Origin of the sequence: Campylobacter rectus (assembly GCF_004803795.1) — a bacterium.
Classification (GTDB): Bacteria; Campylobacterota; Campylobacteria; order Campylobacterales; family Campylobacteraceae; genus Campylobacter_A; species Campylobacter_A rectus.
The window spans coordinates 968052-987878 of record NZ_CP012543.1; the positions used below are offsets into that span (position 1 = coordinate 968052).

Sequence of the window (19827 nt, forward strand, 5' to 3'; positions counted from 1 at the left end):
AAAATTGCAAATTTACGAATCAAAAATGTTCCCCGCGCAGCTACCCGTCATCGTAGAGGACGAGCTGTTTTTGTATCCGTTTATGATCACGCCGCTTTTTTTGAACGACGAAGAAAATATCGAAGCGTTAAATTTAGCCCTTGAGTCACAAAGTCCCATTCTCGTAGTGCCGACAAAGTCTCAAAACGAAGGCGCTCGAGAATTTGACGCCATCTACGATGCGGGCGTCATCGGCACGGTGATGAGGAAGGTGCCGCTGCCTGACGGTAGGGTAAAAATTTTATTTCAAGGCACGAGCAAAGGCCGCATAGTATCAAAAGTAGGTCAAAAGCCGCTACGGGCGATCGTGGACGTACTGCATGAAAAAAGACCAGAAAACACTAAAAGCGACGCGCTGCTAACCGTACTTCGCGAAAAGGTACGAGATTTGGCTGCGCTTAGCCACTTTTTCCCGCCCGATCTTTTAAAAACTATCGAGGAGAGCGCCGAGTCTGTGCGTATTTGCGATCTTATTTTAAGCTCGCTAAGGCTAAAGAAAAAGACGGCATACGAGTTTTTTATCGAGGAAAATTTGGAGCAGAAGCTGCTAAAGCTCATCGACTACGTCATCGAGGAGATCGAGGCGAACAAACTCCAGCGCGAGATAAAAAACAAAGTCCACTCGAGGATCGACAAGGTAAATAAAGAGTACTTCCTAAAAGAGCAGCTAAAGCAGATACAACAAGAGCTGGGCAGCGACACGAGCCGCGAGGAAGAGATCGAGGAGTATCGTAAGAAACTGGAAGTCAAGAAAAAATTTATGGGCGAGGACGCGTATAAAGAGATAAAAAAGCAAATCGACAAACTAGCGCGTATGCACCCCGACTCCGCCGATGCCAACACGATACAAAGCTATCTCGACTGGGTCGTGGAGGTGCCGTTTGAAAATCTGGCCAACAAAAAACTAAGCGTGCAGGAGGTCGCAAAGCAGCTAAACGCCGACCATTACGGGCTTGAAAAGCCAAAGGATAGGATAGAGGAGTATTTTGCTCTGCGCGAGCTTTTGCAGTTGCGAGGGGTCGCGGGTAAGGTAAATAACGGCGCGATCTTGTGTTTTGCGGGGCCTCCGGGCGTTGGCAAAACGAGCCTGGCAAACTCTATCGCTAAGGCGCTAAAACGCGAGCTCGTGCGCGTGGCGCTGGGCGGACTAGAGGACGTAAACGAGCTACGCGGACACCGCCGCACTTATATCGGCGCGATGCCCGGCCGCATCGTGCAGGGGCTCATCGAAGCAAAGCAGATGAATCCCGTCGTCGTGCTGGACGAGATCGACAAGGTCGGCAGGAGCTTTCGCGGCGATCCGACGGCGGTTTTGCTGGAAATTTTAGATCCCGAGCAAAATAACAAATTTAGGGATTATTATTTAAATTTTAATATCGACCTTAGCAAGGTCGTTTTCGTCGCGACGGCAAACGACGTGAGCGCCATACCGCCGGCACTGCGCGATAGGATGGAGTTTATCGAACTTAGCTCCTATACGCCGCAGGAAAAATTTGAGATCGCTAAAAAATATCTAATCCCTCAAGAGCTCAAAAAACACGGCCTAAAGCCGAGCGAAGTGACCCTGGGCAAAGACGTGCTAAGCCTAATCATCTCAGACTATACGCGCGAGAGCGGAGTGCGAAATCTACGCCGCCGCCTGGCGGATATCTTTAGGAAAGCCGCTAAAAGGCTACTTGAAGGCGAAAAGCAAAAGATAACCGTAACGACTAAAAATTTGAACGAATTTTTAGAAAAAAAAGTCTTTGAGATCGAGCACGCAGACAAAAAACCGCAGATCGGCCAGGTAAACGGGCTGGCGTGGACGAGCGTGGGCGGCGACGTACTAAAGATCGAAGCCATCCGCATACAGGGCAAAGGCGGGCTGCAGATCACGGGGTCTTTGGGCGATGTAATGAAGGAGAGCGCGTATATCGCGTTTAGCCTAGTTAAAGTGCTGATCGATGCTAAAAAGATAAAAGTACCCGCCAAAATCATCCCGAGCCTGCCGGACGACGTCAAAGACGGCGTGAAAAAGGAGCTAAGCCCGAGCGAAGTATATCGCCGCTACGATCTGCATATCCACGTACCCGAGGGCGCCACGCCAAAAGACGGGCCGAGTGCGGGCATCACGATGGTGACGGCGATCGCCTCGATCCTAACGGATACAAAAGTGCGAAGCGACGTGGCGATGACGGGCGAGATCACGCTCAGCGGCCGCGTGCTGCCTATCGGCGGACTAAAAGAAAAGCTCATCGCCGCGCATAAGGCCGGTATCAAAACCGCTTTGATACCGCGTAAAAACTATGAGCGAGATCTGGGCGAGATACCTGCCGACGTCAAAAACGACATACGAATTTTACCCGTGGACGTCATCGAAGACGTACTAAAAAACGCGCTTATCTTGTAAGGTTGATATTAAAGTCGGTTAGCGCCGACTTTAATGCTACTTAAATTTTTTTATCAAAGTAATTTTATTGGTTTTTTAAGCTTTTTAAAATATAATATTATGATATCAATTATCTATATTAGGAGGAGAATTTAAAAAATATTATTTTGGTATTGCTTGCAGTTTTTGCGCTAGTCTCTATAGGTTACGCTAGCACAAAAAGCAAATAGCAAAGAAACGAGACCGGCGTGCATAGATGCGCGTAGTGAAGAAGGTGAATATGAGCTTTGCTTTGGTATGTGTGCCCACTGCTAGGCAAAGATAAATTTTCTCAAGGCATACCCTTTAATGTATGCATAGATAGATGTTTAAACGGATGCTAAAGGAGTAAATATGGCATTGGAGTATATAGATATTTGTCTCGGTGAGGCGCTAGAACGGCTTGATGAAGCGGGTGGTGAGCTTGTCAAATATAAAAATGAAATTCAAAAAGATGAAAAAGTTGAGGTCAAAGAGCTTTTAAACGCAGTTACAAACAGTATAGTAGAGCTATGGAAAGCTAGAGAAATTTTATACGAGAGAAAACCCGATTTAAAGCAAAATTTTAAAAAAGAATTTGATAAGAACCCGCAAAGATACGAAGAACTAAGCGAAATTTCACAAACGGCGCAAAGGCTAGAAAAAGATGGCAAATTTAAAGAGGCGAGCGAAATTTATGAAAAGCTTTTAGAAGTATCGGATTTAAGCCATTTTGTACTAGTTGCACAAGCCGGGCTTTATAGATGTAAAAAGCAAAGGTCTAGCTAAAATAGCCGGATCAAAATATAAATTACACGCCCTCGAAAGGATTAGTTACTACGTCGTTGCGATCGACTAAATTTAGCCTTGCTTGCGAGGCTAAATTTTCTACTTAAATACGCTTAATTTGACTCGCATAAAATTTCTTTTTAAAAATTGAATACAAGGATTGGAGCAAATTCGGCCAAATTTATGAATTTACGATTTTTTAAATTTAGCTGATTTTCGTATTAAAATTTACGAGGTTTGGTGTCGGTGAAATTTAAAGTATTTTTAAAAATCACGGGTATAAACTTGGTCAAATTTATAGAAAAATTGCATCGCAAAATCAACTTAAATTTTTAACTCTGAAATAAAATTTACGACGAGACAGGGTAAATTTATAATACAAAGGCAAATTTTGGCGCGCGGTTTTGATGTGCGAATTCGACTACTAATTTTGCTCCGGCGGTCTTGTAAATTCAGGCGAATGCACTTAATAGTCAGCCAAATTTTACGGACTGCTCGCAAAACCGCGTGAATTTACGCGGACGCTGCCGTCAAATTTTTGCGAAAGGCGGGTATTTTTGTCGTTTTATAAATAGGTGCCGAGAGTGATCTCGCCCGTCATCGCCACGCCAATTCGCACCTTGGTGTCCGTTGGTATCGAGGCGATCGTCGTTACCATCGTGATGCCCACACTCGACCCGTCCTAAAATCGCGCAAATTTATAGCTCGGCCGATGCGACTTAGGAAAATTTGATATTGCCGCCGACGCTTATACTGTTTTATGGGGCTTTATTTGCAGATGAGGCAGTTGTCTTTGCGCCTTTTATCGCTAGGTCTAGGCGTTTTTGTCGAAAATGTCTTTTTAAAATTTGTAAAATACGGCGACAACTTTGCTTTTATCGAGTTTTGCTTTTTGGAAAAATGTCTCTATCGAGCGTAAGATACGTGCTTTTGTATTTTGATTTTGTATTTTATCTTTTTAAAAAGACTAAAAAATACTAAATTTTAAAAAATTTACGATATAAAAAGCGGACACCCTATACAAATACGACTTGAGCTCTAAATTTTGGCCTGATTTTAAAACATAGGCCCCCTTTAACTTAAGCTCAAGCAAAAAGGGGAGGGTATTAAGTTGCGATAAAGACTATGTTCTTGTAAGTAACGAGCATGGCAAATTTAAAAACAAGCATATAGTCCGTTTTTAGATTTTAGAGCCTAAATTTAGAGAGATTTTAAAGTATTTCGCAAGAGAAGCATCAAAGATATCGAATTTAACTAAAATTTCAGAAGTAACACTATGTAAAATCTTTAGAGAAATAAGAATTCTTACGTCTAAAGAGTGCGAAAAAAATAAGTAAATTTAGCAGTGAGATTTACGGATTGCAAGCCCGCCTAGCAAACTTCGCTTTATATAAACCTGTTTGCAGCACCGCTTCGCTTGTTTTAAAATAGATGAAAGTTACTTTAAAGCTAAGCACAAAAACGATCTTGATAGCTCTACTAAGTATTTAGATTACTCAAAGGCTTATAACGGCTTAGTCGATTATGCAAATTTAGCTCATTACAGAGTAAAACACTCAAAGAATAAATTTTAGCTACGCTATGCTTGTTACTTTACAAGACGCTATAAGAAAACTTTCGGCTACGACTTGTGTTGCTACCGCCTCTTAAAAAGCTACGAGCATAGCAAAGTAGAGTTTAGATATAATGCCAAAAACTACACAGAAAAACTTATATCAAAATCTCTTAAAATTAATAAGAGGTCTTGCAAGTAGTAACGCAAGTCGTAGCTAAAGTCTGCTTGGCAATTGAGCCAAATAAAAATAGCCGCAATTTATTTACGCGTATTTCGAAAAATTGAATTGATACAAAAGAACACATAAAAATGTAAGTAAATTTGATTTAAAATTTTGAATTAAAAAAGAGAAAGCAAGCCCTTAAAATAGGGCTTGGGTAAAATCATAGTCCTTCAAAAGGATTGGTTACTACGTCGTCGCGATCGACTACGTAAGGTATCAAAGCCGCTTGGCGAGCGCGTTTGATAGCCTTTTCGACCATCTCTTGGTATTTTTTAGACGTTCCGGTTAGGCGTCTTGGCATGATTTTAAATCTCTCGGATAAGCAGTACTTCAAAAGAGAAGTGTCCTTGTAATCGATAAATTCTATCTTTGCCTCTGTAAATTTGCAGTATTTGCGTGAATATTTTCTTTTTTCAGCCATCGTTTTTTCCTTGATTAAAATGGTATCGTTTCGTCGCCGTCGTCGTATTTGTCGGCGTCTATATCTATTTCTCGGACGTTATCGCCGTAGTATTCGTTTTTAGGCTGTTGCTTTTGCTGCGGTTTATTAAAATTTTGCCTTTGCTCGCCGTTTTGAGCGTAGCTGTTTTGTCCGCTTCGCTTATAAGCCTCGGCTTCGCCGCTGCGTTGCTGGTTTTGTCCGCCCTGATAGCCGCCATAGGCGTTATTTTGGTAACCGCCTTGTTGGTAGCCTTGATTACTATTTTGATTGTATCCGCCTTGTTGCCCTCCGCCTAGCATCTCCATATTTTCTACGCTGATCGTATGCTTGCTTCTGTTTTGTCCGTTATTGTCCGTCCATTGGTCGAATTTTAAGCGACCCTCGACTAGAAGTTTTGAGCCTTTGGAAAGATATTGGTTTGCTATCTCCGCTTGTTTTCCGAAAAATGTTATGTCTATAAAGCACGTTTCTTCGCGTTTTTCGCCGTTTACGTTAAATTTTCTCGTTACGGCGATGGCGCTGTTGCCTATGGCCGCACCTGCGGTCGTATATCTAAGCTCGATATCCCTCGTTAAATTTCCTACTAAAACGACTCTATTAAACATTTTTCGTCCTTATTCTTGCGCTGTCGGAGCTTCTTCTGCTTTGACTTTGGGTTCTTTTTTATTTAGTTTGATGCCCTTGCTCATCTTTTCCCAAGCGGCGATCTCTTTTTTGTTTTCAAATTTAACCGTTAAGAATTTGATGATCTCTTCGGTGATCCTGATGATACGCTCGACTTCGGCGATAGCTTGAGTCGGAGCCTCGAAATACACGACAAAATAAGTTCCGCGCTCGTATTTTTTCACGGTATAGGCTAGTTTTCTGGTGCCCATAGTCTGCACGGACGCGATATTTGCGCCGTTTTTGGTTAGGATTTCTTTAACGAAATCAACTTTTGCGCTTACTTCTTCTTCCGTTAAAGTAGGCTTTAAAATAAACAAAAGCTCATAGTGCTTCATTGATTCTCCTTGTGGGTATTAAGCTCGCTTGCGCGGTTGCAAACGGGCAAGGAAGTCTTTCGACAAGAGACGATTTTATCTTTTTTTTACTTAATATTTGCTGTTTTTGCCGATAAGGTTTTGAAGGCCGAGCACGCAGGAGAGCAGAAAAGTTTTTTTATCGAGCGCGGAGTTTGTCTTTAGTTCAAATTCCGCCAAATTTAGCGCGGTAAATATTTCTTTATATGCCTTTAAATTTACGGCAAGGCACTGCCTTTTTAGCTCGTTTGCGACGTTTGGAGGCGGCGTATAACCGAGCGTTTCTTTTATGTCGAATTTGCCTGTTATTTTGATGCCGGCATGTAGTTTAAAAAGTCTGAAAAACGCGCGGTAAAGAGAGTTTATAAACAAAATTTCGTTAAAATTTCCATCGTCTGCGCAGGAGAAAAAATCCGCTCTAATATCTTTTAGCGCGATAAATTTATCGAAAAAATCGTCAAAACTCACGCTTGATAGCGAAAAAACCAAGCTTCTTACGATATTTTCGTTTATAGGTTCGTTTAGAGAGGCTAATTTGTTTAGCTCGCTTGCGGCCAAATATAAATTTTCGTTATGTATGCGGTAGAGTTCAAAAAGCGCGTTTCTCGTTATATTTAGGCTCATTTTTGCGGCCTGCCTGCCGAGTAAATTTACGGCCTCTTCGGGCGAGCCTGGTTTAAAAAATCTCGCAAAATTTACCCCAAAAGCTTTTTGCGTATCAAAAACGGCTTTGGCGTCGGACTCAAAAAGCTCGAAAACGAATGCGCCGCCGTTTTTGCAACCCTCTATCAGGATTTTTAACTCTTTTGCGGGGATTTTTTTATCGCTTTTTACGTGCAAAAGCGGGCTATCGCCAAAGAGCGAAGGCTCGCAAAGATGCGCACGCGCAGCGTCGAAATCGTACTCGTCATAATAAAAACTCAAAATTTCAAAATCTTTAAATTTGGCTAAAATTTCCTTCGTAAAAAGCTCGATTTGGTATTCGTCCGCGCCGTAAAGCAAGAAATGATTTGGAAATTTAGCCGCATTTAGCGCAGCCTCAAGCTCTTTTCTATACATCGATTTTCTTTACGACCTTGCCGAAAATTTCGGCCGTTGCGATATTTACGTCCGTGATTTCGACGATAACTTTTTGCAGTAAATTTACGCAGTACGCGCCCAAAAATATCCTAGCGCCTTTTATCTCGTCGTCAAGCCTAGCGACCGCGGCGTTTTGATTTTCGCTGATATAGGCGCTAAATCGCTGTCCGATGCGCTCTTTTGCCCAGCGCGCGAATTTCCTATCCATAAAGTCAAACGCGACCCTGTCGGCTTCGCGCTCGAGTTCGCTTAAATTTGAGCAAGTCGATTCTATATTTAAAAGTAGGTAGTTGAAAAACTTCTCGTCGTTGCGCAGTTTGGCCTTTAAAAGGCGGTGTAGCGTGAGGTCGGAGTAGCGGCGGATCGGGCTCGTAAAGTGCGTGTAGCGCTCAAATCCCAGTCCGAAGTGGCCTAAATTTTGCGCGCCGTATTCGGCCTTTTTTTGCGATTTTATGATGAGCTTGTCGATCTCCTCGCGGTTGCCTACTGCATCGGCCTGCGCTTGGATTTTGCGAACCAAATTTGCGATATCGCTCTCATAAACGAAGTCAAAGCCCAGAGCGCCGAGGTCTTCGAGTAAAATTTGTATTTTTCGCAGATCCGGCGAGCCGTGATTTCTAAAAACGCCTTTGCCGATGCGTTTTGCCGCAGCGACGTTGGCTAGCAGCATGCAGTCCTCGACGAGTCTGTGCGAGTCAGTATCGGTCTCAAATCTCGTAGAGGCAAGCCCGCCGTCTGCGTCAAGGCTCATACGAAGCTCCTGCGTTCTAAAGTCAAACGCGTTTTTCAGGCGTTTTTTGCGTAGGCGCGAGGTGAGCGTGAAAAGAGGCTTGATCCAGCCGGTCTCGTCCTCGCGTTCGCCGCGTAAAATTTGATCGACTTCGTCATAGTTAAAGCGTCTTTTTGAGGCGATTAGAGCTTCTAGGAGCTCTTCTTTTACGACTTCGTCGTTTTCATCGATCGTGATTTTGAAACAAAACGCAAGGCGAGCGGCATTTGGCTTGAGCGAGCAGATATTTTCGCTCAAATTTCGCGGCAGCATCGGTACGGCTTTGTGTGGAAAATATATCGAAAATCCGCGCGTTTTGGCCTCGGCGTCTATCGGAGAGTATGGCGTGACGTATTCGCTGACGTCTGCGATCGCGACGTAAATTTCGCGCTTTTTCTCGTCAAAATATATCGCGTCGTCAAAGTCTTTGGCATCGACGGGATCGATCGTGCAAAAAGGCAGTTCCCTTAAATCTACCCTCTGCGGATACATCGCGGCATCGACCTCGTCGCCCCACGCTAGCGCTTCGGCTTCGCACTCTTGGCTAAATTCGTCGTTTTTGTTAAATACGGCGAGCGAGATTTTCTCGTCGCTGAGCGGGTCGTTTATATTGCCGACGACCTCGATGATTTCGTTATTTAGGTTGCTGATTTTTAGTAGCGTGCCCGGCGGCAGCATTTTTAGCGATTTTTGCGAGGCTTTTAGCGGCGAGCTAATCGCGGTTTTTACGTTTACGCCAAGGATCACAGAGCCTATTTGTTTGGTATAAACCACGCTCGTTTCGTTAGCGAGTTTTAGCGTCATCACGACTTTGGCGCTTTGACGTTTTTTCTTTAGCGGCAAAAGCTTTGCCAGCACGATATCGCCGTAGTGCGAGGCGTTTAAATTTTTATTTTCTATTATTATATCTTGCTTAAAGCGTTTGTCGTAAGGCGCCAAAAAGCCCGTGCCGTTCGCACTTATGTCGAGTTTGCCGCAGACAAAGCCGTTGTTTAGGTAGTAGCGATCTTTGTGGTGGCTTACGGCGTTTAAATTTAGTAAATTTCGTAGGATTTCTTTGTCGGCGGAGGCGATTTCCTTTTCGCTCACGCCGTCAAGTAGTTTGGTTAAAAATTCTTTCACAAATTGGCTTTGACTTTTGCGACGGCTTCTAAAAATTTATCTTGTGCGAAGCCGTATTCGTCAAGGCACATCAGTGTATTTTGCAGGCTATTGTCGTCTAGTTGATTAAAGATATTTACCGCATTTTTCACGACTTTAAGCGCTTTTGAGTAGTTTTTGATGTGCTTAGGCGCATCGTCGGGGCTGTTTGAATACAAAATCGCATCGACAAGCTCGGTTTCAAGGTTCCATTGCTCGAAAATTTTGGCCGTTACGGTCTCGTTTGATATCTCGACGGTTTTATTTTCCAGCTCGGATAAGTCGAAAGGATTTGAAATATTTTTCAATTTTGCCTTAAATTCGGCCGCTTTGCCCGTTTCGTTTAATTCGTTAGAGATGACGATCTTACCAACTTCGAGCATAAACGAAGCGGGGCTTAAAACCGCAAGCTCGCTAGCGTTTATTTTCGAGTACCAGTTATACATTAGGGCGTTTTGTATTATGGAGATGTTTAAAAAATCTTGACTTGTGATGCCGTAGGGATCTAAATTTATCTTAAAGCTTTTTTTGACCGCGCTTGAGAGAGCAAAGCCGCGGATCGTAGCCATTCCAAACAGCGCCACGGCTCTTGATATCGTCGTTACTTCTCTGCTAAACCCGTAAAGCGGAGAATTCGCCGAGCGTAGGATATTTGCCGTCAGCATCGGGTCTTTTTCGATGATTTGAGACAGATCGTTAAGCGAGCTATTTTCGTTTTTGCAAATGGCTTGGATCTTTGTGACGGTATCGTCAAGCGGAGGAAGAGCCTTTATGCGTTTGTAAATTGATTCGTTCATTTTCTGCACTTTTTGTCGAAATTTTATAATTGCTAATTTTACACTAAAAGGCTTTTTAAAAAACTTAAAGTCAAGTTTGTTTTAGTGTTTAGATAGTATAATCTCGCAAATTTTATTAAAAAGGAGAAAAAATGGCTGTAAATATTTACTATGATAAAGATTGCGATTTGAGCCTGATAAAAAGCAAAACCGTAGCGATGATAGGCTTTGGCTCTCAAGGGCATGCGCATGCGGAAAATTTGCGCGATAGCGGCGTAAAAGTGATCGTAGGTCTGGCAAGGGGCGGTAAAAGCTGGGCGAAAGCGGAAGCGAAGGGCTTTGAGGTAAAAACCGTAGCCGAAGCGACAAAGGCGGCCGATGTCATAATGATACTAACTCCCGACGAGCTTCAGGCTGAAATTTTCGAGCGAGATATAAAGCCGAATTTAAACGAGGGCGACGCGATAGCCTTTGGGCACGGCTTTAACGTGCATTTCGGACAGATCAAGGCTCCTGAGGGTATCGACGTCATTATGATCGCTCCAAAAGCGCCCGGCCACACAGTAAGGAGCGAATTTGTCCGAGGCGGCGGCATCCCGGATCTCATCGCCGTGGAGCAAAACGCGAGCGGAAAGGCCAAAGAGCTGGCTCTAAGCTACGCTAGCGCGATCGGCGGGGGCAGAACGGGCATCATAGAAACTACCTTTAAAGATGAAACCGAGACCGATCTTTTTGGTGAGCAGGCGGTGCTTTGCGGCGGACTTTGCGCGCTGGTAAATGCGGGCTTTGAGACGCTGGTGGATGCCGGATACGAGCCTGAGATGGCGTATTTCGAGTGCTTGCATGAGCTAAAACTAATCGTGGATCTAATGTATCAAGGCGGCATGGCGGACATGCGCTACTCTATCTCAAACACCGCAGAATACGGCGACTACGTGAGCGGTCCGCGCGTCATCGGCGAAGACAGCAAAAAAGCGATGAAGGAAATTTTAAAAGAGATCCAAAACGGTAAATTTGCAAAAGACTTCATCCTCGAGCGCAAGGCGGGATACGTCAGGATGAACGCAGAGCGCGGCATCGCCGAGAGAAGCCTGCTAAATCAAACTGGCAAAAAACTACGCTCTATGATGCCTTGGATCAGCTCGGGCAAACTCATCGACCAAAGTAAAAATTAATTGAACTCGAAACCTAGAAAAAAGACCGCCAAAAAGCGCTCCAAAAAGGGGCGCTCGCGCGGCGGCCTAAAGCTGCTATTTTTCGCTTTTTTTATCGCTTGCATCTTGCTTGCGGGAGTGTTTTATTTCGCGGACTTTAAAACCGAAGCAAAAAAGAGCGACAACGCGCTAGTGGCCGGGCTCGAGCGGTATTTGGGCGATAAAAAGAACTCTGAAGCGTCCTCGCAAAAGAAGAATTTAAGCCAAAAATCAAGCCTCTTAGCTCCGAATATCTCCGAAAAAGCCGCCGCAAAAGACGAGCAAGCCGTATCAGGCGCGCACTCGAGGGCAAATTTGGCTGATATGGAAGTGCTTTTTGACGAGGCAAAAGCTAAAGGTAAAATAAAAATCGGCGGCGAGAAAGCTAAATTTGAAGAAAATGACGCTTTAAATTCGCCAAAAGAGCGGGATAAATTTGATAAAGAAAGATGGAGCGCACCGAAGATAAAAGATAAAATTTCGCTTGATAGCGGAAATTTGATCTCCCGCGATACCTCTGGGCTTGGCGAGACGGATGTAAAAAAAGGCGGCGACGAGTTAAATTCGTCAAATTTAAGACCAAAAAGCGAGCCCGCCAAATCCGCCCGAAATAGCGATAATGCCGTCAAATTTGACGCCTCTCGAATGCCTCAGAGAACGCATATTTTTGCAAATTCCGAAGCCGTGATCTTTGACGATACGCCTATGTTTGAAAATCTATCGCAAAATCAAGCTCAAAATCAAGCGTTAGAGCGGACGCTAAAAAACGAGAAAATCCATATCGAATTTAGCGATGCAAACGATCAGGTGGGGCAGGTTGGAGTAAAATTTAACGCCGAAAATACACCGCAAAGCGCCGAGCCAAGCGAGAAAGAAAAAGACGAAAAGAAAAAAGCTAAAAAAGAGGGCGAGGCTAAATTTGCGGGCTCGAATAAATCGGGCAAAAAAGCCGGCGCCGAGATAAAAGCCGCCGTAAAAGCGGGCTCCAAACCGCGCCTAGTCATCATCATCGACGACGTGGCGTATCGGCACCAAGCAGACGCGATCAGATCGGTAAATCTAAAGCTCACGCCCTCGTTTTTCCCAAGCACTTCTGCTCACCCCGAGACGCCTATTTTGGCGCGACGTTTTAGTTTTTATATGATTCACTTGCCTATGCAGGCTCTAGGCGGTTTTAAGGGCGCGGAGATCGGCACTCTCACGATCAACGACGACTACGAAAAGATCGCTAAAAAACTGCAAAGCATCAAGCGAGACTTTCCGGATCTAAAATATATCAACAACCACACGGGTAGCCGCTTTACGAGCGATGCAGCCGCGATGGATAGGCTGATGCGAGCGGTGCGGGACGAAAATCTGATCTTCGTCGATAGCAAGACGACCTCGCCGACCAAGGTTTACGGCGCGGCGAAAAAATACTCGATGCCATACATCGCTCGCGACGTGTTTTTGGATCACGACGGCTCAAAAGCGGCGGTGCGAAAGCAGCTAAAATACGCCGTCGAGCTGGCTAAAAAGCGCTCCTACGCCATCGCGATCGGTCACCCGCACAAAAATACGCTCGAAGTCCTGCGAGAAAGCGCCAAACTCCTGCAAGAGGTCGAGATCGTCTATCTAAAGGACCTTTTTTGAACGTCTTAACGAGCATCCCGCGCGGTCTTTTGCGTCTTAAAAAGCCGCCGCAAAAGCTGTATTTTGAGGGAAATTTAGCCTTGCTTGAGCGTCCGATGGTCTCGATCGTGGGCTCTAGAAAGGCAAGCGCTTACACCAGGCAGTGCGTAGAGGCACTGGCTAGGACGCTGGCAAACAGCGGCGTTTGCGTAGTTAGCGGAGCGGCTATCGGCGTAGATATCGCCGCGCATAGGGGCGCATATCCGCACACGGTCGCGGTTTTTGGCAACGGACTAAATAAAATCTATCCTCCAAGTAACGCCAAAATCATCAAAGAAATCTACCAAAACGCGCTGGCTCTGAGCGAATACGACCCTGACGAGCCGCCGCTCGCGTATAGATTTTTGGAGCGAAACCGCATCGTAGTCGCGCTCTCGCAAGCTCTAGTGGTCGCGCAGGCCGACGCCAAAAGCGGCTCGATGCAAAGCGCTCGCATGGCAAAAGAGCTTGGCGTGCCGATATTTACGCTGCCCCAGCGCTTAGGCGAGAGCGAGGGGACGAACGAGCTGGTAGCTAGCGGCACGGCAAATTTGATAAACGATTTTGACGAATTTGCGCTTCGTTTCGGCGGCAAACCGGAGTCAGCACAAGACGATGAGGTGATAAAATTTTGCAAAAACGGCGCGAGCCTCGATGTGGCTTTGGCGAAATTCGGCGATAAAATTTACGAATACGAGCTCGAAGGCAAACTGCGCATATCGGGACTCACGGTGTTTGCGGAGTAAATTTGGCCGTTTTTTGTCGCGGTTAAATTTAAAATTTGCGTTCGGCAAAACGTTTAAAATTAAGCCTGAATTTTATCAGCTTGTAGGCGGCTTGACGGTGACGAATTTTACTTGGACGATATAAAATTTGAAAGCAAAATTTTGCCGTGAGTTGAGAGATTTTTACGGAGCGAGATCGTCAAATTTGAACCTGTTTGGTGTCAAATTCGGTAAAATTTAAGTCGGCTGAATTTAAAAAACTGTCGATAAAACCGCTAAATTTTACTCAAAGGATTTTTGGAGTGCCGTAAAATTTTGCGTCGGCGTGAGATTTGCGGCGTGCGAGTTGGAGCTATTTTATGGATTTTGTTTTTAAATTTGTCGCTTACAAATTGCGTGAATTCATTCGGACTAACATTTTTAGCGGCCGTTTTTTAGGCTGGCGAAGTTTGGGTTTTAGGAGGGCTGCGCCGACCCTACGAAGCGTTTCATAGGGAGGTTTTTAAAATCGGGTTAAATTTAAATAGCAAATTTGCGGTGAATCTGGCTTCAATGGGTTGTTTTTCGGATCGGTTTGTTAAAAATTGACATTGTAAAAGCTTAAGTTTATCTTAGAGTTTGAGCTTTTAAATTCGGTAAAATAAAAAAGCGACGGCAAATTTAAGCGGCTTTTAGTTTTAAATTCGTGCGGTTTGCGGGTGATTTTTAAAATTTAGGATTGCGTAAAATTTTCTTCGTGCGAGAGCGAAATCCGCTCACTCGTTTTTGCGGATTTTTTAAATTTACACGAGCTTGTTTGGAGTAACATTTTTGGCGGATTGCGCTTGCCGAGCCGTGCATTTTTGCAAGACGGGTTGCGTTTGTCAAGATTGGGCAAATTTGTGCGATAAATTTTACGGCAAATTTGTTTGCGGCGGGTTTAATTATTTCGGCAATCTCTTAAATTTGCCGCCTTGCGCGGATTTATTTGTAATGCAAATTTGAGCTATCTGGTTTAATGTCTCGCAAAATCGGCAAACAGCAGCGATTTTGCGATGTAAATTTACCCGCAAATAACCGAAATCAGGTGCAAAAATCAAAATCTAAAGGACGAAAATGAGCATAATGGCCATCGACGTGGGGCTAAAACGTATCGGCGTGGCGCTGGCTGTCAGGCAAACCGTGATGCCCCAAACGCCAGTGCTGCGCAAAAATCGCAACCAAGCAGCGCGCGACGTTAGCGCCGTTTTACGCGAATACGGAGCAAAAAAGCTGGTCGTAGGCGTGCCGCTTGGGGGACCCAGCGAGGACGAGATGCGGCGGCGGATCGAGCACTTCGTGTCGCTGCTCGAATTTGACGGCGAGGTGGTCTATCAAGACGAGGCGATGAGCAGCTTTGAGGCGAGCGAAATTTACGCTGAAAGCAGGCGCGACGGGCGGCTTGACAGTATCGCGGCGATGATTATTTTGAAGCGGTATTTGGGGCTTTAGGCGGGTTTGCGCAAAATTTGCGTGCAACGGTAGAGGTTGGCGGCAAATTTGAGTTTTTGCGTTAAGGCTGAGCGCCGACGGTATTTTTAAGGAAGCTGCCCGGCCGATCGTTGCTAGCGTAGAGGGCGAGTCAAATTTGACCTTGCGGGTTAAGCGCTCTACGGTTCGGCGTCAAAAGTACTCGGCGCAAACGACTGCTTTAAAATTTAGACCCCCTTTAATTTAAGCTCACACAAAAGAGCAGCAAGTTACGATAAAAACTATGTTCTTGAAAAGCAACGAGCGTAGCGAAGTTAAAAAATAAGTATATAGTCCGTTCTCTAATTTCAGAGAAAAAATTTAGAGAAATTTTATGGTATTTTTCATCTGATATAGAAGCTGTAAAAATAGTAGAATTTACTAATATCTCAGAAAAAACAATCAACAAAATAACTAAAAATATCAGAATTTTGATGTCTAAAGAGTGTGCAAAGATAAGTAAATTTAGTGGTGAGATTTCCAAGCCCGCCTAGAAGCTTCGCTTTGAAATAGACGAAAGCTATTTCGGAGCTAAAAGGGTAAGGGGTCTTGTGCCTTAGCTTCATGCTACTGATAAGACGCACTCTCTTTGAGAAAAGAGGTAGAGGCGCAGCAAATAAAACTCCAGTGTTTGGTATGCTTAAAAGAGACGGTAAGGTCTATACCCAGATAGTCAAAAACTGCTCTACTAGCGAGTTGATACCTATATTATCGGAGTTTAGTGAATTAGATGAGAGCGTTATATATTCTGATTGTTGGAAGGCCTATGATGGCTTGGTTGATTATGGAACCAAAGCTCACTATAGAGTAAAACATTCTAAGAATGAGTTTGCAAATGGTAAAAACCACATAAATGGCATTGAGAATTTCTGGGGATATGCTAAACATAGATTATCTAAATTTAAAGGGATCTTCTCAAGCGTAGCGACGGTAGCGACCCCAAGGAAGCTAATTACTTCATCTTAAGGAATGCAATACTAAAACTACACAGGAAAACTTATATCAGAAACTGTTGAAATTGATAAGAGGTCTTACAGGTAGCAAGACGAAGTCGCAGCTAAAAATCCGATTAAGTTTAATTGAGCCAATTTAAACAAGGCTCTTTGGCGGCAAAGGTGGCTTGATCGGCGGATTTGCGAGTCAAATTTGACCTTGCGGGTTAAGCGCTCTACGGCTCGGCGTCAAAAGTACTCGGCGCAAACGACTGCATTAAAATTTAAATTTCTGCCGAGCGCCGACGTCAGATAAAGCGCCGTATCCAATCACCTAGAAATCGCATTTGCTCAGCTGTGCAAAACCGATGCTCCTTGTTTTTCTGACGGTAAGCGTTGTGCCGATCTGATTTGCGCAAACTCGCAAATCGTTTCAAAAGAGCTTGGACGATCCTTTTTGCCGTATAAAATATGCGTCGGCGCCGTCCGGCAAGCGGGATGCTCTCTGGCGTAACAAAGATGCTTTCACGAAAATTTTTCTTTAAATTCGGCATTCGGCTCGCTTTTATCTCGTAACTCCTCCTCGCTCGCGTTTGCCTGCGACATCAAGTTTAGGATCAAATTTTCCATATTTACGATATGGGAGATAAAATACGCCTTTTTCATACCTATACCCCGCAAGGCATTATGGTAAAAACGCGCCGATACCGTTTGCGACGATCGTCGCGGATTTGCGGTTTTTAAAAACGAAATCAAAATACGGCGCAAATTTCTCTTTCGCCTCGCGCGGCGAGCGAGCCTCGTAATCAAATCCGAGCACGTCGCTATCTGCAAAAAGCTGTTGGCAGCGACGCTTCTTTCGCGCATTCGCTTTTGGTGTATATATGATTTGGTTTTACCTCTTTTTTGGGCGATGAAATACCTTTAAGACGCAAGTATTTTGTCGCAGGTCGTAAAAACGCTTTCATCGGTTCGGCGGTGCCCGGCCGCTAAAGCCTAAACGCGCTTTGATATTGTATTACTCTAAAATTTGAGCAGCCCATCCTCGTCAAATTTAAAACCGGGCCCCCAAACCACCTCCCAGTAGTATCCGTCCGGATCGGCAAAATACGCGTGATATCCGCCCCAAAACGCATCTTGGGGCTCCTTGACGATGGTTCCGCCCGCCTTTTTTACTAGCTCTATGACGCTACCCACGTCCTCTTTGTTTTTTACGTTATAGGCTAGCGTGATGCCGCCAAATCCGCTACCTCTGGGCGGATAGTTTTCGTCGATATCTCGCGCCAGCGCGCCCAAGGGATAGAGCTCAAATTTGGTTCCGGGCGTATTAAAAAAGCATACCGGCGGGTTGTCGTCTTTGCAATCCGTTTCGTAACCTAGGCCGTCTCTGTAAAATTTCAGCGCCCTTTGCATGCTTCGCACGCCTAGGCAGATGCAGGTTATTTTGTTCATTTTAGCCTCCGTTGCTTTTGGTTTATCGTATCGTTTTTGAGTTAGCGGCGTTTGTATCGGATTCGTCGCCGTAATCAAAGGGCTGCAAGTTTAGCCGTCAAATGCAAGTAAAATTAAAAAAAGCTAAATTTTATCTCCGTTTTGCGCTCCAAATGCATAAGCTTCATTTAAAATGCGCACAAGGGAGTCCGGTAAATATGGCTGCGGCAGCGTCCAGACGCGGATTTTCGGGTTTAAATTTATCGCCGCATTTGTATTTTTTAGCACGACTAGCGCGATCTTTTTTTCTATCAAAAGCGCGGTCAGAGCGTCATCTATCTCGCCTAACAAGTTCTCCTCGATAAAGACGGCTCCCGGGCGAAAGATCATATCCTCTATGTGGCGTTTCACGATGCTCCACTCGCTGCTTGGCTTTACGTCGATGCCGATAAATTCGAGATTTTTTCTAAGCACAAAAAAAGCATTAGGGTTCGGTTCGGCGACGAGGACGCTAAAATTTTTCGGATTTTTTATCTTTAGATTTTGCATGAGATCAAACTTATTATCCGAGAGCGTCATCGATATCTCAGTGCTCGCGCGTGCGCCGGGATCAAACTCAAATATGATTTGCGAGCCGTTTTGCTCGGCCAGAGTCTTTGCTATTTCGTAAAATTTACGGCTTTTTGCATTCATATTTACTTGCAATATATTTTTGTTGGCAAAAAAGTCGCGGTCGCAGTAGACGCTAAGCGTAAATTTGATGTTGTTTTTGTAGTAGTTCGAGAGCAAAAATTTGATCGTCACGGTCGAATCCGAGACGTTTAAAAGGAAAATTTGGGCCATCGCGTCGATTAGTTTCGTTAGCGTTGCGATATCTGCGTAAAAAAGCCTAGGATAGGCGATGTCGTAGTCTAGCAGCACATAGTTTTTGTTTTTTTGTGCGTCCTCATTTAGCGAGGAGGTCAAAAACAGCAAACTCCCTGCGATATCGACTTCCCGAGGTTCGTTGGGTTCGTTTTTTTGCATTGCCGTCTCTTTTTTTGTTATGATTTTGTTTGACCTTAGCTTTTTATTTTTAAATTTATCATTAAAATAATAACCGCCGAGTGCAGCCAGATAAAGCGCGGCAAAAAGCAGAAAAATGCTGGCAAAGTTCATAGCTAAATAACCAGCATCGCATCGCCGTAGGAGTAAAATTTGTACTTTTGCTCCACGGCGGTTTTGTAAATCCGCATAGTCTGCCTAAGTCCGACAAAGCTCGTAACGAGCATAATTAGCGTCGATTTTGGCAGGTGGAAATTCGTAAGCAGGTAGTTTTGGCGGATGGGCCTGTTGTTTAAATTTAAAAACAGCCTGCACTCGCCGCTAGCTTTGCCGCTTCTGGCAAACTCCTCCACGCAGCGCGTCACCGTCGTGCCTACGCCTAGGAGCGGCTTATCTGAGTTGATTAAATTTTGCGTATCTTGCGGGATATCGTAAAACTCCGCGTGCATCTTGTGCCGCGTGATGTCCTCGCTCTCTACGCCCTTAAACGTCCCCGCGCCCACGTGCAGCGTGAGATAGGCTATCTCGCGGTCCTTCGCCAGCCCGGCAATCATCTCGTCGCTAAAGTGCAAGCTCGCCGTCGGAGCCGCCACCGCGCCTTCGTTTTTGGCAAACACGCTTTGATACCAGCTCTCGTCGTCTTTAGTGTCGCTTCGTTTGATGTATGGCGGCAGAGGCACGTGACCGATGTGAGATAGGATTTTATAAAGCGCGGCCGCGTCTAAAAGCCTTCCGTTTTGGCTAAATTTGACCGTGCGCGAGCCGTCCTTAAAGAGCTCGCAGACCTCGGCGGTTAAATTTTCGCTGAAATTTAAAATGCTGCCCGCACGGACCTTGCCTTTTATATAGACGCTAAATTTGCCGTCCGCAAGCGGTGAGTTTAGCAAAAGCTCCGTCTCGCCGCCGCTTTGTTTTTTGCCGAAAATTCTAGCTTTTACGACCTTGGTATCGTTAAAAATAATATCGCAAGGCGGTAAAATTTCGGGTAGGTCGCCGAATTTTAGATGTGAGATTTTTTCGCCGGCTCGCTCATAGACTAGCAGCCTAGCGTCCTCTTTGGGAAGAGTCGGGAAATTTGCGATGAGCCCCTGCGGTAGCTCGTAGTCGTAGGCGTCAAGCGAGTTTGGGTTTAAAATTTGACTCATT

16 protein-coding genes and 4 pseudogenes are annotated in these 19827 nt (G+C 44.8%); 9 read left to right on the forward strand and 11 right to left on the reverse strand.

The window, feature by feature from the left end:
* The first annotated feature begins 4 nt into the window (after positions 1-4).
* Positions 5-2428, forward strand: a complete 2424-nt coding sequence (lon, locus tag CRECT_RS04585) for an endopeptidase La (protein ID WP_004319426.1) — start codon at positions 5-7, stop codon at positions 2426-2428.
* Positions 2429-2800: 372 nt separating this feature from the next.
* Positions 2801-3214, forward strand: coding sequence for a porphobilinogen deaminase (locus tag CRECT_RS04590; RefSeq protein ID WP_227932196.1), 414 nt, complete (start codon positions 2801-2803; stop codon positions 3212-3214).
* Positions 3215-3794: 580 nt separating this feature from the next.
* Here CRECT_RS04590 and CRECT_RS13185 read toward each other — a convergent pair.
* Positions 3795-3896 (reverse strand): annotated as a pseudogene (locus CRECT_RS13185) (S16 family serine protease); the annotation flags it as partial.
* A 502-nt stretch (positions 3897-4398) separates the two neighbouring features.
* On the opposite strand from CRECT_RS13185, the pseudogene CRECT_RS12515 reads away from it, so the two are divergent.
* Positions 4399-4567, forward strand: a pseudogene (locus tag CRECT_RS12515) (IS1595 family transposase); the annotation flags it as partial.
* A gap of 110 nt (positions 4568-4677) precedes the next feature.
* Positions 4678-4785: pseudogene (locus tag CRECT_RS13190) on the forward strand (IS1595 family transposase); the annotation flags it as partial.
* A 367-nt stretch (positions 4786-5152) separates the two neighbouring features.
* Here CRECT_RS13190 and rpsR read toward each other — a convergent pair.
* From rpsR to CRECT_RS04625, 6 genes are all read right to left on the reverse strand, one after another.
* The gene (gene rpsR, locus CRECT_RS04600) at positions 5153-5413 is read right to left on the reverse strand and encodes a 30S ribosomal protein S18 (protein WP_004319507.1); all 261 of its coding nucleotides are present in this window, start codon (positions 5411-5413) and stop codon (positions 5153-5155) included.
* A gap of 14 nt (positions 5414-5427) precedes the next feature.
* Complete coding sequence (locus tag CRECT_RS04605; RefSeq protein ID WP_004319497.1) at positions 5428-6039, reverse strand: single-stranded DNA-binding protein; 612 nt, start codon at positions 6037-6039, stop codon at positions 5428-5430.
* Positions 6040-6048: 9 nt separating this feature from the next.
* The gene (gene rpsF, locus CRECT_RS04610; protein ID WP_004319411.1) at positions 6049-6435 is read right to left on the reverse strand and encodes a 30S ribosomal protein S6; all 387 of its coding nucleotides are present in this window, start codon (positions 6433-6435) and stop codon (positions 6049-6051) included.
* A 90-nt stretch (positions 6436-6525) separates the two neighbouring features.
* Positions 6526-7512, reverse strand: a complete 987-nt coding sequence (gene holA, locus CRECT_RS04615; protein ID WP_004319366.1) for a DNA polymerase III subunit delta — start codon at positions 7510-7512, stop codon at positions 6526-6528.
* Positions 7505-9424, reverse strand: coding sequence for an RNB domain-containing ribonuclease (locus tag CRECT_RS04620; RefSeq protein ID WP_004319401.1), 1920 nt, complete (start codon positions 9422-9424; stop codon positions 7505-7507). The genes holA and CRECT_RS04620 overlap by 8 nt, the downstream gene beginning before the upstream one ends.
* Positions 9421-10239, reverse strand: coding sequence for an HDOD domain-containing protein (locus tag CRECT_RS04625; protein WP_004319464.1), 819 nt, complete (start codon positions 10237-10239; stop codon positions 9421-9423). The genes CRECT_RS04620 and CRECT_RS04625 overlap by 4 nt, the downstream gene beginning before the upstream one ends.
* A gap of 131 nt (positions 10240-10370) precedes the next feature.
* Here CRECT_RS04625 and ilvC point away from each other — a divergent pair, with 131 nt between their 5' ends.
* From ilvC to CRECT_RS04650, 5 genes and pseudogenes are all read left to right on the forward strand, one after another.
* The gene (gene ilvC, locus CRECT_RS04630; protein WP_004319455.1) at positions 10371-11393 is read left to right on the forward strand and encodes a ketol-acid reductoisomerase; all 1023 of its coding nucleotides are present in this window, start codon (positions 10371-10373) and stop codon (positions 11391-11393) included.
* Positions 11394-13043, forward strand: a complete 1650-nt coding sequence (locus tag CRECT_RS04635; RefSeq protein WP_004319424.1) for a divergent polysaccharide deacetylase family protein — start codon at positions 11394-11396, stop codon at positions 13041-13043.
* Complete coding sequence (gene dprA, locus CRECT_RS04640) at positions 13040-13807, forward strand: DNA-processing protein DprA (protein ID WP_004319389.1); 768 nt, start codon at positions 13040-13042, stop codon at positions 13805-13807. Before CRECT_RS04635 ends, dprA begins: the two co-directional genes overlap by 4 nt.
* Before the next feature lie 1074 nt (positions 13808-14881).
* Positions 14882-15256 carry a Holliday junction resolvase RuvX gene (gene ruvX, locus CRECT_RS04645; protein WP_004319435.1) on the forward strand — a complete coding sequence of 125 codons (375 nt, stop codon included), beginning with the start codon at positions 14882-14884 and terminating at the stop codon, positions 15254-15256.
* Positions 15257-15564: 308 nt separating this feature from the next.
* Positions 15565-16367 (forward strand): annotated as a pseudogene (locus tag CRECT_RS04650) (IS1595 family transposase).
* Between the two features lie 364 nt (positions 16368-16731).
* On the opposite strand, the gene CRECT_RS12520 reads toward CRECT_RS04650, so the two are convergent.
* The 4 genes from CRECT_RS12520 to queA all read right to left on the reverse strand — a co-directional run bounded on the left by CRECT_RS12520 (position 16732) and on the right by queA (position 19826).
* Complete coding sequence (locus tag CRECT_RS12520; RefSeq protein ID WP_227932198.1) at positions 16732-16872, reverse strand: hypothetical protein; 141 nt, start codon at positions 16870-16872, stop codon at positions 16732-16734.
* Positions 16873-17229: 357 nt separating this feature from the next.
* A complete protein-coding gene (locus CRECT_RS04660) occupies positions 17230-17658 on the reverse strand; it encodes a VOC family protein (protein ID WP_039888096.1) in 429 nt (142 codons plus the stop codon).
* Between the two features lie 123 nt (positions 17659-17781).
* Complete coding sequence (locus tag CRECT_RS04665; protein ID WP_227932200.1) at positions 17782-18663, reverse strand: hypothetical protein; 882 nt, start codon at positions 18661-18663, stop codon at positions 17782-17784.
* A gap of 134 nt (positions 18664-18797) precedes the next feature.
* Positions 18798-19826 carry a tRNA preQ1(34) S-adenosylmethionine ribosyltransferase-isomerase QueA gene (gene queA, locus CRECT_RS04670; RefSeq protein WP_004319368.1) on the reverse strand — a complete coding sequence of 343 codons (1029 nt, stop codon included), beginning with the start codon at positions 19824-19826 and terminating at the stop codon, positions 18798-18800.
* Position 19827 lies beyond the last annotated feature (1 nt).